Source organism: Actinoalloteichus hoggarensis, assembly GCF_002234535.1.
In the GTDB taxonomy this organism is placed as follows: Bacteria; Actinomycetota; Actinomycetes; order Mycobacteriales; family Pseudonocardiaceae; genus Actinoalloteichus_A; species Actinoalloteichus_A hoggarensis.
Genome location: NZ_CP022521.1, coordinates 4348644 through 4361326, shown reverse-complemented (window position 1 = coordinate 4361326; position 12683 = coordinate 4348644). Strand labels below are relative to the sequence as shown.

General features: G+C 67.4%; 11 protein-coding genes. 7 read left to right on the top strand and 4 right to left on the bottom strand.

Annotated elements, in window-relative coordinates:
* Together AHOG_RS18545 and AHOG_RS18540 are read right to left on the bottom strand one after the other, a co-directional pair.
* Positions 1-1317, bottom strand: a complete 1317-nt coding sequence (locus AHOG_RS18545; protein ID WP_169725883.1) for an alpha-galactosidase — start codon at positions 1315-1317, stop codon at positions 1-3.
* A gap of 405 nt (positions 1318-1722) precedes the next feature.
* Positions 1723-3012: an ABC transporter substrate-binding protein gene (locus tag AHOG_RS18540; RefSeq protein ID WP_169725882.1), complete on the bottom strand. Its 1290-nt coding sequence runs from the start codon at positions 3010-3012 to the stop codon at positions 1723-1725.
* 705 nt (positions 3013-3717) lie between these two features.
* Here AHOG_RS18540 and AHOG_RS18535 point away from each other — a divergent pair.
* Positions 3718-4956, top strand: a complete 1239-nt coding sequence (locus AHOG_RS18535; RefSeq protein ID WP_093942489.1) for a glycoside hydrolase family 43 protein — start codon at positions 3718-3720, stop codon at positions 4954-4956.
* Between the two features lie 10 nt (positions 4957-4966).
* Here the strand turns inward: AHOG_RS18535 and AHOG_RS18530 are convergent, their stop codons facing one another.
* Together AHOG_RS18530 and AHOG_RS18525 are read right to left on the bottom strand one after the other, a co-directional pair.
* On the bottom strand, positions 4967-5674 hold the full coding sequence (locus tag AHOG_RS18530) for a 5-formyltetrahydrofolate cyclo-ligase (RefSeq protein ID WP_093942488.1): 708 nt from the start codon (positions 5672-5674) through the stop codon (positions 4967-4969).
* A 16-nt stretch (positions 5675-5690) separates the two neighbouring features.
* A complete protein-coding gene (locus AHOG_RS18525; protein WP_093942487.1) occupies positions 5691-6857 on the bottom strand; it encodes a helix-turn-helix domain-containing protein in 1167 nt (388 codons plus the stop codon).
* Between the two features lie 635 nt (positions 6858-7492).
* Here AHOG_RS18525 and AHOG_RS18520 point away from each other — a divergent pair.
* From AHOG_RS18520 to AHOG_RS18500, 6 genes are all read left to right on the top strand, one after another.
* Positions 7493-7867 (top strand): nucleoside/nucleotide kinase family protein, encoded by a 375-nt coding sequence (locus AHOG_RS18520; protein WP_093942486.1) that lies wholly within the window; start codon positions 7493-7495, stop codon positions 7865-7867.
* A gap of 84 nt (positions 7868-7951) precedes the next feature.
* Positions 7952-9244 carry a Gfo/Idh/MocA family protein gene (locus AHOG_RS18515; RefSeq protein ID WP_245856309.1) on the top strand — a complete coding sequence of 431 codons (1293 nt, stop codon included), beginning with the start codon at positions 7952-7954 and terminating at the stop codon, positions 9242-9244.
* Complete coding sequence (locus AHOG_RS18510) at positions 9241-10494, top strand: DegT/DnrJ/EryC1/StrS family aminotransferase (RefSeq protein ID WP_093942484.1); 1254 nt, start codon at positions 9241-9243, stop codon at positions 10492-10494. The genes AHOG_RS18515 and AHOG_RS18510 overlap by 4 nt, the downstream gene beginning before the upstream one ends.
* Before the next feature lie 5 nt (positions 10495-10499).
* On the top strand, positions 10500-10946 hold the full coding sequence (locus AHOG_RS18505; protein WP_093942483.1) for an NUDIX domain-containing protein: 447 nt from the start codon (positions 10500-10502) through the stop codon (positions 10944-10946).
* A 251-nt stretch (positions 10947-11197) separates the two neighbouring features.
* Positions 11198-11362 carry a hypothetical protein gene (locus tag AHOG_RS28740; protein ID WP_157736909.1) on the top strand — a complete coding sequence of 55 codons (165 nt, stop codon included), beginning with the start codon at positions 11198-11200 and terminating at the stop codon, positions 11360-11362.
* A gap of 191 nt (positions 11363-11553) precedes the next feature.
* Positions 11554-12414: an NmrA family NAD(P)-binding protein gene (locus AHOG_RS18500; RefSeq protein ID WP_093942482.1), complete on the top strand. Its 861-nt coding sequence runs from the start codon at positions 11554-11556 to the stop codon at positions 12412-12414.
* Positions 12415-12683: the final 269 nt, after the last annotated feature.

The window sequence follows — 12683 nt, the reverse complement described above, 5'->3', positions numbered from 1 at the left end:
TCATCGGGCGGTCTCGATCGCGAGAAGCACGCAGCCGTGCGCGGGCAGCGGAGTCGTCCGGCTCGCGCCGAATCGGGTGGGCTCGGCCCCCGACCACAGATCGGTCGCCGGGTCGTCGGCATCGACGCCGAACTCCGCCGCCGTCACCTCCGACGCGACGGCCTCGTCGCCGAGGTTGAACTGTGCGACGTAGCGGCGGCGGCCGTCAGCGCTCGACGCCGTCCAGACGTCGAGATCGCCGTCGCGCCGAAGTCGACGATTCCCGACGCTGTCCCGCGTGATCCGCAGCACCGCGTCGTTGGTGAGCAGGCCGAGCGTCCATTCGTCGGCGGAGGGCAGATCGCCGCCGAACATCAACGGAGACCGGGCCATCGCCCACAGCGTCAGCAGCGTGCGCTGCTCGTCACGGGTGAGCCGAGAGGCACGGTCGTCGCCGCCGTGAGCCCGGATGCCGATCCGGCCCAGCGGCAGCATGTCGGCGTCGGGCCAGCGGCCGGGACCCGCGTGCGGCGCCCAGCGGGCCGCGCGATCGAACTGGGCACGGACGTCGGGCCACCGGTCCCACAGGTCATCGGAGATCCGCCAGAGCCGACTGTGCGCGGCGAGGTGGTCGACGTGTTCCACGGACAGGTCGGTGCCGGGGGAGAGGCTGAGCGTCATCGGCCTGCCGCAGGACTCGATCGCCCTGGCGAAGGCCTCGATCTCGGCCGCGTGATACGGGACGAGCATGTCGTCCGCCTTGACGTAGTCGACGCCCCATTCGGCGAAACGGGCCAACAGGGAGTCGTAGTAGGCCTGCGCGCCGGGGTGATCGTGGTTCAGCCCGAGGTTGTCGGGATTCCACGGACAGACCCGCTCGTGATCGGCGACGTCGGCGGCCGTCCACTGGGTGCCCAGGATCGGCAGCCGCAGCGCGACCGCCTGTCGGGGAATACCGCGCAGGACGTGCAGGCCGAAGCGCAGCCCCATCGCGTGAATCCGCGCCCCCAGCGGGGCGAATCCCGCGCCTCCCGCGGCGGAGGGAAAGCGGTTGGGCGACGGCCGCGGCCTGCCGTGCTCATCGAGGTCCAACACCGCGCCCGCGTGGTATCCGCCCGCGTCGGCGGTCGGCTCGTACCACTGGATGTCGACCACGACGTGGTCCCAGCCGTACGGCAGCAGGTGATCGCGCAGGTACTCGGCGTTGGCGATGACCTCGTGCTCCCGGACCGAGCCGCCGTAGCAGTCCCAGCTGTTCCACCCCATCGGCGGCGTGGCGGCGAGGACGTCGGGCGCCCGCTGGTCGGTCGTCGTGTCCGCTGCCACCGGGTCGACCATGCCATGCTCCTGCCCGCAGTCGTCGAGACGAAGATCGTCGGGTCCTCTTCGAGTTGATCGGATCGGGCCGGGGGCGGGCAACCGCCGGGCGAGTGGCATGGTCGGTTCAGGGGAGGAAAGAGCAGTACGGCCGGTGCGATGGGGTCGCCGCGCGAGGACGGACGCTCGCCCGCGTCGTCGGCGGCCCGGCGGGGTCCGCGTCTCGGGCACGGTGCGTCGCGGCGGGATGTGCGGCGGCGTCCGGCGGTACGGGAGTGCTGCGGGGACTCCTCACCTTGGGGCCTGCCGGGCCGCTTCCGTACCCGGTCGGCGGCGCCGGGCCTGCATGCGGCGGCGGGGTGGTCGGGCGATCCTCGTCGATCGGCCGACCACCCCGCGCCCGGTGCGGGTCCGAGTCCGCAGGCCTCAGGAGGCGTCGGCGAGGATCTGTTCCGCCTCGGTCATGAAGCGCGCGGCCGTGTCGGCCACGGTGGCGCGGTCGTAGGCGATCTCCTCGTTGAGCCGCTGCATCAGCCGCTCGACGCCCGCGCCTCCGGGCGGCGGCGGGGCGGGTGTCGGGCCCAGCTCCCCCTCCAGACTGGTCTCGTACTCCTCGATCCGAGCGTTCACGCCCTCGAACTCGGCGTTCTCCCGCTGGGTGGTGGTGGCGGGCATGCCGCGATTGGCCCCGAAGATCCGTCCGGCGTCCGGATCGTTGATCATGAAGTCGATCAGGCGAGCCGCCTCTTCCGGATGGTCGCTGCGGGTGGTCACGCTCATCAGCATGGAGGGCTTGGCGTAGAGCCCGAGCTCGTCGGTGTCGGAGGGGAAGGGCGCCAGGGTCAGCTCGCTGCCGTAGTTGTTCTCGGTGCTGGGCATGAAGTTGTCCCAGGCGAACTCCGACGCCGTGGAGCCGACGGCCAGCGACGTGTCGGCGATCGCCTGATCCACTGCCGAGAGCGGGATGACGCTCTCCGCGTCCCGCCACTGCTCGTTGAGGTTCCAGAACGCGATCAGGTCGTCCTCGGTGAAGCCGAGTTCGCCCGAGTCGGTGTACACCTGCCCGCCGTTCTGCCGCAGCCACACGTCGAACATGTGCAGGTGTTCGCCGATGTCCATGCCGCCCCAGGGGGAGCCCGCGTTGGCGTCGGTGACGGTCGCCACCGCCGCGGCGTAGTCATCCCAGGTCCAGCCGATCTCGGGCGGGGCCACGCCTGCGGCGTCCCAGACCGCCGCGTCGTACTGGAACGACATCATGTTGCTGCCGATGGGGATCGCGTAGTAGCCGTCGCCCACCCGTCCCGCCTCGGACAGACCACCGACGAGGTCGTCGACGTCGATGTGTTCGCCCACTAAGGGCTCCAGGTCGAGCAGGACGCCGCGGTCGGCGTACTCGCGCAGGTAGGTGTAGTCCATCTGGACGACGTCCGGCGGGTTGCCGCCCGCCGCCTCGGTCGCGAGCTTCTGCCAGTAGCTCTCGAAGTCGGCGAACGTGATGTTCACGGTGATGTCGGGGTTCTTCTCCTCGAAGACCGCGATCGCCTCCGTGGTCAGGTCCCCTCGATCGGTGTTACCCCAGAACGTGTAGGTGAGACTCACGGGGCCGTCCTCGCTCGCCGCGCCTCCGCAACCCGCCGCCACCAGCGCCATGCTCATCAGACCACCGGCCAGAACCGTGGATCTGCGGCGTCTCGGCCCCTGCGAAGTCGACGTCACTGTCGCTCCTCCCCATCGTGGATGCTGCTCGTTCGCGCGCCGGCCCCGTTTCCCATGGAAAGACCGGGCGGGCGCCGACAGCGTTGGCTCATTATTGAGAGACCCGGATCACAGTCAAGGGTCCTCGGTGTCGAGCTGACCGATTCCGGCCTCCCTTTGTCCGATATACCGGACGAAATAGTTGGGTGTCGGCCGGTCGGCCGCCGTCCTTGATGCTGGTAGTCGAGCAGATGTTGACAGTCGTTCGCCAGCAGCTGAGCGTAATGGTGAATCCTGTTCGAAATGGCGGACGTCAATCGAGGCCGATCCGTTGTAGACGATCATCGAGCGGCGGCCGTCGAGGCCGTGGAACGGGCGACGATTCGCCTAGTGCGCGGGACCGCTCGGAGGCGCCGTCTGTCGGCACGGGCGCGTGGTGCCGAGGTGATCGCGACCGTCCGGAGGCCCGGAGGCTCCGTGATCCGGCGCGGCGCCGGCGATGGCGACCACCGCCTGACCCTCGCCCGCGACACCGGTCGGGGATCGGCGCCGCACCGATGATCTCGTGATCGGTCAACCGCGATCAGGGGCCGTCTGATCGGGTGACTGAGTCTCGGCGAGTCACTCCACCCTCGCTTACGGTGCTGGAAAGCCGCTGGTCGGCGGCGGAGTGCAGCACCGTCGTGTCGATCGCGGCCGCGGTGGTGGGGACCGAGGGAGTCGGGGATGAGTGGTGGCCGATCACGCTGGATTCGTCGAGCGGGCCTCGCGGTGTGTGCCGTGGCCGCGTTGCTGCTCGGGGGTCTGCCCGCCTACGGAGCGGACGGGACCTTCCGCAATCCGCTGTACGCGCAGGACGGTGCCGATCCGTGGCTGACCTTCCATGACGGCGCCTACTACCTGACCGGCACCTACCACTCCTCCGAGATCGTCATGCGCCGTTCCCCGACGCTGGCGGGCCTGCGGGAGGCCGAGCCCGTGGTCGTGTGGCGGGGTGACGACCCCTCTCGATGCTGCAACTTCTGGGCGCCGGAGTTCCGGCTGCTCGACGGGCCGAACGGCCCCCGCTGGTACCTGCACTACAGCGCCGGGGTCAGCGGCTCGGCCGATCACCAGCGGATGCACGTCCTGGAGAGCGCGGGCACCGACCCGATGGGGCCCTACTCCTACAAGGGGCAGCTCAACCCGCCCGGCGAGGACGACTGGTCGATCGACGGAAGCTACCTGGAGCTGCCCGGACGAGGCCTGTACTTCCTCTGGTCGGAGTGGAGCGACGTCGCGCAGGAGAACTGGATCGCCCCGATGCGAGACCCGTGGACGATCAGCGGCGCCAAGCGGCTGCTGTCCACGCCGGAGCACTCCTGGGAGATGAGCGGGCTGCGGGTGAACGAGGCGCCGGTGGCCCTCCAGCGCAACGGCCGGACGCACGTCGTCTACTCGGCGAGCTACTGCGGCACGCCCGATTACAAGCTGGGCCTGCTGACCTTGGTCGGCGGCGATCCGATGCGGCCGGGAGCCTGGCTCAAGCATCGTGAGCCGGTGTTCGAGCGTGCCGACTCGGCGGGCGTGTTCGGGCCCGGCCACAACGGCTTCTTCACTTCGCCCGACGGCCGGGAGGACTGGATCGTCTATCACGCCCAGGATTCGGCGGCGGGCGGCTGCGGGCAGGGCCGCACGATCCGGGCTCAGCCCTTCGAATGGAACCGGGACGGCACGCCCGACTTCGGCAGCCCCGTCGCGGTGGACGTGGAGCTGCCCGCGCCCTCGGGGGAGGGGCGGTGGCGAGCGGCCGGGCCGGCCGAGTCGTCGAGCACGCCGGCGATCACCGCGCCGGTGAAGGTCACCGTGGCGGGCAGGCCTCGCCGACGAGCCGAGCCTCCGCGCCGCGCTGGCCGGGATGAGATCGGTGTTCCTGGTCTGGCCGCTGTTCACCGCCGAGCTGGCGCCCGCCGTGGTGTTGCATGAGCCCGATTGCTCATGATCGTGCGGCCAGCAGCGGAATCGCCTCGATCTTTTCTCGGCTCAAGCTGTCCCAGTACAGCCCAGCGGGGCGACGCGGCGGGCCGCATTCGATGACTTCATCAGGCGTCACGATCAGATCGACACTGAAATCGTGCTTAGCCTCGGGCAACTCTTCATCGACCACTTGCAGCGAATGAACGGTCGTCATAATGGTTGTGTTCGGCCCGATCAGCCCGGCCTCTTGCAATAGTGCTACCTCGATGTCCGAGTAGCCCGCACCCTTACCGAGCCGCACGCCTTGCCGGTTGACGGCGACACTTCCGCAGATGATGAGGTCAACAGGCCGCATCTCGTCCACGCCGATCTTGCGGGCGATCGTCGCGGCCACTCTGCTGGAGGCGGCCTCGCTCGGCGGCACGCTCAGCGTCTCCGGGTCGAGCAGGTAGAACGGCAGGGCTTCGGCCAGTTTGGGTACGGCCATGTAGACGAGCTTGCCTTCGGCGAGCGCTTGGGCACGTACCGGCAGCTGCGCCTTGTCCGGGACGGCCTTGAGCGTTCGCGCCGCGTGCCACGCGGGCAGTCCGGCCAGGCGATCGGCTGCGGCCTCAGCGCCGACGAAGGCCGGGATGCGGCCGTGGACTCCCGGCGGTGCGGCTTGCTCCCGTTCCAGCACATCCCACACCCGCTGGCGGATCGCTTGCTTCGCCTGGTCGGTGTTCATGCTGGCCTTCCACTCCCTACGCCGTTGTCATCAGGGTCAGCAGACGGTCGTACACGTCTTGGACGATGGGCACCTGTCGCCAGGGGCGAAGCTCTCGACCAGCCCCGAAGACGATGTTGAGTCCCCCGCCGCCCCAGGTCATCTCTACCACGTCGATGGCACTGTGGAGCGCGGCCACTGCTTCGTCGAGCTTCTGCTGACGGATGCGGGCGAGGGCCAGGTTGCCGAGCACGATCGCCTGCGACTTCGAGCGATCCCGCAAGGCTTGCGCCGTGATCTCAAGGATCGGCTCGGCGCGCTTGGCATCGTTGAGGAACAGATAACAAGACCCCGCCAGCCGGCCGTGCTGGGTGGGCGAGAACAGATCAGCCGCCCCGTCTGCGGCTCCGATGCGCTCGAAGCAGCCTTCAGCCTCGCCGAGCGCTCGTTCGCAGTCCTGCCGCTGCCCCAGCATTGCCCACGCTTCGGCGGCATGAAGTACAGCAAGGCCCGTCAGCGCATCGCTACTGGTCTTGGTGGTCTCCGCCGTCTGCATGGCGAGCGTCAGCCCGTTGTCGGGGTTCTTCTCGCCGTAGAGCGCGACGAAGCTGGTTCGCAGCAGGGCAAGCCCCTCAGCTGTGGGATCACGAAGCTGGCGCGCGGCAGTCACCGCCTGATCGAGGTAGGCACGGGCCGTGGTGTGGTCGCGGCGCTGCGAAGCGTCCCAGACGAGCTGCCCCATCAGCGTTGCCGCCTCGGCTTCAACGGCGAACAACTCACGGCGGACGCGGCTGGTAGCGGCGTGTGTCCGCAAGAAGGACACCCGGCCGAGGCACTGCCCGGCGTCGGCCAGCAGGGACGTCGACGGCGCTCGATCGTATCGCTCGTCCAGGTCATGCACACGGTCCCGCAGTCGCGCGACGTTCACCAGGTCCACGCTGCGCGGGTGCTCCAAGGCATAGCTCAGGCGCTCATCCGTCAGGGCTTCGGACTCACCGGCCTCGGCCAGCAGCTCGTCAAGCCGCTCGATGGACACCTGGAGGGCACGCGTCAGCTTGGGGCGCAGCCACGGCAGAGGCTCAGTCTCGCCGGACTCCCACCGCGCCACAGTGGAGCGGTCGATGCCGAGCCGTTCGGCAAGTCCTTCCTGGCTGAAGCCGACAGCCTTGCGGCGCTGAGCGAAGCGCTGCCGCCGTAACGCCATGTCCCGCCTTCCCGTGCGCGCAGCGTTGCGTTTCCGCTGGTCAGAGTGTGGCGTGCCACAACCCTGAGACAACGGTGCGCGTGCTCTGCTCTGGTGCGGATGCCGCTACTCCCGGTTACATGGAGGGTACGACGCCCGGACACGGAACAGCAACGGAGGAAGCGGCATGGAACCGAACAGGCCAACCGCTTTCACCAAATCTGATTCGCTCGCCAGCTCCGCAATGGGCGCACCCCTGCGGCACGGTCAGCCGCTCACGAACTGGGCCAGGCCGGTAACGCTGCCCCCGACGCCGTTACCGGTCTGGCCCGCCCATTGCCAGGAGGCGACTGTGCGACTCCTGCCGGCAGAAACAAGCGTCGTCACCGAGGTGTGGGACGGCGACCCCACGCCGTCCGTAATGCAGAACTGGAACTACTGTCTTCCCCGGTCTGGCGGCAAGGTGGTGTGGTGTGAGATCAGCCCCCGAAGTTGCCCGCGATCGATGACACGATAGAGCTTCCGCTTGTCTTGCCGCGCCGTAAACGCCACACAAGGCTTACCCGGCCAGTACGGGTAATGAGGGGCCCTGTTGTGCTGCGCCGAATACTCGAAGTCTTGCACGTACTTGACGCCGACGAAAGGCGGGAGGATTGATGCTTGTTTCCCTGGAGGGTCAGGACGGAGCCGGTAAGACCGCGCCTCTCATGACCGTGCGCGATGAACTCGCGGCTAACGGCGTGGCTTTCGTCGTTGTCGAAGAGTTCTCGGCCAGCCCCTATGGACAGAGGCTTGTCGATGCGGTTGCGCGTGACAAGCTCCTGCGGCCCACGTTGGGTGAACTCGCGACGTTCCGTGCCCGAGCCCTGGAGGTCGTGGCCGACCTCTACCACCAGGACGAGTGCGAGATGGCGCCAGCCCTGGAGCACGGCAACATCATGCTCGAAGACCGCGACCTGACACCATCCTCTACACCCTGGCATCCACCCTCGTCGCGTCTGGCGCGGTCAGAGACGGGAGCCGAGCCCTGAGCTGGCTCAGCGTCTTGTGTAGCGACTGCGGCACCGACCGGCCTTGACGATCTATGTAGACGCAGCGCTTCCGGTGCGGCTGGAATGGATCGATCCCGTCAGTGGCATTTGCGCGAGCGCCGGGCGGTCGAAGCCAGCCGTGAAGACATGGCGGTATTCGCAGCGCGTGAACGTATTGCCTGGCAGCTCATCGCTGAGGAGTCGGGCCGAATTCTCCTGCTCGACAACTCCAATCAGTCACTTCTAGAGGGGCGACAATCCTTGAAGCGATCCGTAGTCGGTTGGCCCAGCTGGCGAAGGGCCACCTGTGACATGACGACACTCGCCGCGCTTGAGCCAGCGGCCATCGTCGCACTGAACAGCCTTACGAAAGGGCGTTGGCAAGTGAAACTGCGGGCTGGCGTCGTCGGGCTTGGCAAGCAGGCGCTCGATGACCACATTCCAGGACTACAGTCGTCCGACGGCGCTGAGCTGGTCGCCATCTGCGATGAGAACCCCGAGATCGTGCGCGAACATCAGTACCAGTTGCGAGTAGGCGGCTACACGGACTTTCGCGAGATGTTCAAGAGCGAACAGCTCGACTTGGTGATCGTCACTGTGCCCCACCACATCGGTCGGGCGGTCATCGAGGCGGCAGCAGAGCACCGCGTGCATGTGCTCAAGGAAAAGCCATTCGCAACCACGCTGAGCGAAGCACAGGAACTCGCCAAGCTGTGCGGTGATTCGGGTATTCAACTCATGGTGACGCTGCAACGACGCTTCAACCCGATCTATACCAGCTTCACGCAGCTTGCCGATCAGATCGGCACACCCTTCGTCGTGGACGCCCAATACACTCTGTTCATCGATGACCCCTCCGGAGGCTGGCGGGGCATGGCTGCCAAGGCGGGCGGCGGCTGCATCATCGACATGGGCTACCACCTGATTGACATGATCCTCTGGTACTTCGGCCTACCGGATCGCGTTCTGGCTGACATCTCGGTTGCGGCTCGCCCGGATCGCACCTACGACGCCGAAGACACCGCGCTCATCCACTTCGGCTACGACAGCGGCTTGTACGGCTCGTTGCTGTTGTCACGCTTCATCGGCCCGAAGGCTGAGCAAATTCGGCTGGTCGGCAGCCGTGGCATTGTCCAGCTGGAGCGCGGCCGTATCCGACGCCTGACCAATGGCGGCGAGTCGATTGAATCGCTCTCACGCGAGCAGTCGTGGCCGTCCGCTGCTACGGCGCAAATCGACTATTTCTGCCGAGTGATCGAAGGCTTGCGGCCCAACGCCAGTGGCCCGAAAGAGAACTTGGCGCACATGAGCTTCATCGCCGCCTGCTACGAGTCCGCGAAAACGCACGCTTACATCAACCCCAAGGAGATGGTGTGACTTCACCCCTGGCGCTGCTCGGCGGCAACCCGGTCATTACACAAGCCGGACCGCACTTCAGTTGGCCGCCGCTGGACGAGCAGAGCGAGGCGGCCATCATCGGACAGCTTCGCCACAGCATCTCGATCTACGACCGGGCGGGGGTGGTTGAGCGCTTGGAGGAGGCGCTGTGCGACTACCACGGCGTCACGCACGCCGTGCTCACCAGCTCGGGCACGGCGGCGCTGCACTCGATGTACTCCGCGTCCGGCCTCGGTCCGGGCGACGAGGTCATCGTGCCTGCCTACACGTTCTTCGCCACCGTGACGCCGCTGCTGCACCTTGGAGCTACACCAGTGCTGGCGGACTGCGACGAGTCCGGCAACCTCGACTCTAGGGACGTCGCTCGACGCATCACCGAGCGGACCAAGGCCGTCGTCGTGACCCACATATGGGGTGTGCCGGCCGCGATGCAGGCTCTCAAAGCCGTTATTGACGAGCACAGCCTGATGCTGCTGGAAGACGCTTCGCACGCTCACGGCGCGAGCATCGACGGTCAACGAGCTGGCACGTTCGGGCGAGCAGCGGCTTTCAGCATGAACGGCCCCAAGCCGCTGTCCGCCGGGGAGGGCGGCTTCGTCCTGACCGACGATGATGAGGTCTACTACCGCGTGCTAGTGCACAGCCAGTACAACAAGCGCTGCCGGAACGAGCTGCCGAGCGATCATCCGCTGTACGACTACGCCGTGACCGGCATGGGCCTCAAGTTCCGCATACACCCACTGGCCGCCGCCATCGCGCTGGATCAGCTCGGCCGCCTCGACCACTACCTGATCGGGCGGGCCGAAACTGCGGATTACCTCCGTGAGCGGCTGTCTGAGCTACCGGGCATCGTCGCGCCCGAGCTGCCGGTTGGCGTGCGCGCCTCGTGGTACGGCCTGCCACTCCAGTACGCCACGAACGAGCTGGACGGCCTGCCGGTCGAGCGCTTCTACGAGGCATTGCAGGCCGAGGGGTGCCGCGAGGTGGACCGGCCGGGCTCGACCTGCCCGCTCAACCTGCTGCCCCTGTTCCAGCGACCAGAAACACTATTCCCCGGGTACGCGAGCAAGCTGAGCTATTCGCCTCGCGACTTCCCAAATGCGGAAGCTATTCACCGCAACACCCTCAAGCTCCCAGTCTGGCACCGCCAGGAGGATAGGTCACTGGTTGATAGCTATATCCACGCATTTCGCAAGGTGACTGCCAATTATCACGCACTGATAGGATAAGGGATATGGAACTCGTTTCTATCCTCGAAGTTCTGAACGCCGAGGCTGCCCGCGATAGCGTCCAACAGCTCGTCGTAGGCGCGGTTGTTCAGCATGACGACAAGGTGCTGTTGCTCCAGCGTCCCGAGGAGGACTTCATGGGTGGCATTTTCGAGCTGCCGAGCGGCAAGGTCGAAGCGGGCGAGGCGCTGGACGCCGCGTTGATCCGTGAGGTCAAAGAGGAAAGCGGCCTGGACGTGGCTGCGATCCGCGACTATCTGGGAAGTTTCGACTACACCTCCGGCAGCGGCAAGAAGAGCCGTCAGTTCAACTTCGCCGTGGATGTCGCCGCATCCGGGCCCATCGAACTCCAAGAACACGACGCCTACACCTGGACGGCGCTTGTCGAGGAACCGCCCGTGACGGACGCAGTGAAGAACGTGCTGAGCAAGTACCGGAAGTTGCGGAGCTGAACCGCACACATTACAACGGGCCCGTGATACGTCACGGGCCCGTTGAACATTGAGCATCGCTCTACCTATTTCGTGATCAAGTTGCGTGCAATAAGTAGGCCAATGAGCAGTATTGCTGAGAAGCAATCTGGCGCCAAAACCCGTGAAGGAAGGAGCTGTCTTCCCGAGTGCGATAACATCTCGTCCTCGGGTGGCGAGTGCCTCATATGGGATGCTGGGGTCATCCGATGGAAGATGAACTGTGATGGCGCATGGTCGTCCTAGTGGAGCTGCCCGCGCCCTCGGGGGAGGGGCGGCGGCGAGCGGCCGGGCCGGCCGAGTCGTCGAGCACGCCGGCGATCACCGCGCCGGTGAAGGTCACCGTGGCGGGCAGGCCTCGCCGAGTGGCGGAATCGGACGCGGTCGACCGCGGCTGATTCTCGCCTCGCCTCGCCTGGGCTCCCGTGTGGTGCGTCGATGCACCGCACCCCGGACGGCGCTCGGGTCGGTGGCCGCGACCACACCGCATCGACGCCCTTGACCTCAACTCTCGTTGAGCTTCTACCGTCGTGATCATCGGCGATCTCGCCGCCACAACGATGACCGCGGTACGACGAGGGAGTTCACGATGACAGCGCAGCCTGCGATCCTGGTGATCGGCGCGACCGGCAACGTCGGCAGGAACGTCGTCGCCCAGCTTCGCGGCGAGGGCGTCGCGGTCCGGGCCATGACCCGCGACCCCGCCACTGCGTCGTTGCCCGACGGCGTGGAGGTCGTGCGGGGCGACCTCGCCGACGAGCCGAGCCTCCGCGCCGCGCTGGCCGGGGTGAGATCGGTGTTCCTGGTCTGGCCGCTGTTCACCGCCGAGCTGGCGCCCGCCGTGGTGTCGGCGATCGCGGAGGAGGCCGAGCGACTGGTCTATCTCTCCTCCAACGGCGTCCGGGACGACGTCGAGAAGCAGTCCGATCCCATCAATCAGTTCCACGCCGACGTCGAGCGGGAGATTCAGCGCACCGACCTGGCGTGGACCTTCGTCCGGGCGGGCGGCTTCGCGGCGAACGACCTCGCCTGGGCCGAGGAGATCCGGGAGGGCGACGTCGTCCGAGCCCCCTTCGCCGAGGCGGCCGGGGCCATGATTCATGAGGCCGACATCGCGGCGGTGGGCGTTCGAGCACTCCTGGACGACGGATACGCGGGCACGAAGCCGAGCCTGACCGGGCCGGAGGTCCTCACCAACGCCGAGCGGGTCGCCCTGATCGGCGCCGCGATCGGCAGGCCCGTCCGGTTCGACGAGCAGCCCGCCGCCCAGGCGCGGCAGGAGATGATCGCGGCGGGCTGGCCCGCCGACGTCGTCGACGGGATCCTCGACGCCCATGCCGACACGATCGGCACGGTCGAGCAGACCACGTCCACCGTCGCCGACATCCTCGGCCGCCCGGCTCGTACCTACCGCGAGTGGGCCGAGGACCACGCCGCCGACTTCCGCTGAACCTCGCAGGGGGATGGGACCGAGGGCTGTGGTGTGGGACAGCCGGGTGCAGGGCACGCGGGGGCGGGACGGCCGGATTCGGGACTCAGACACCGGGGCCGAGACGCGGCGGCGCGCTCGCCCAGCGCGATCACCCAAGCGGCCCGCCCCCGCCGATCGGCCGTGCCGTCCCGCACGGGACTACCGGTGCCGCCGAGGTGGCCCACGGCGTCGGACCCGCGCCGTAGAGTAGTTTCGATCACAGTCTGCGGGGGCGAGCGGAGGCGGAG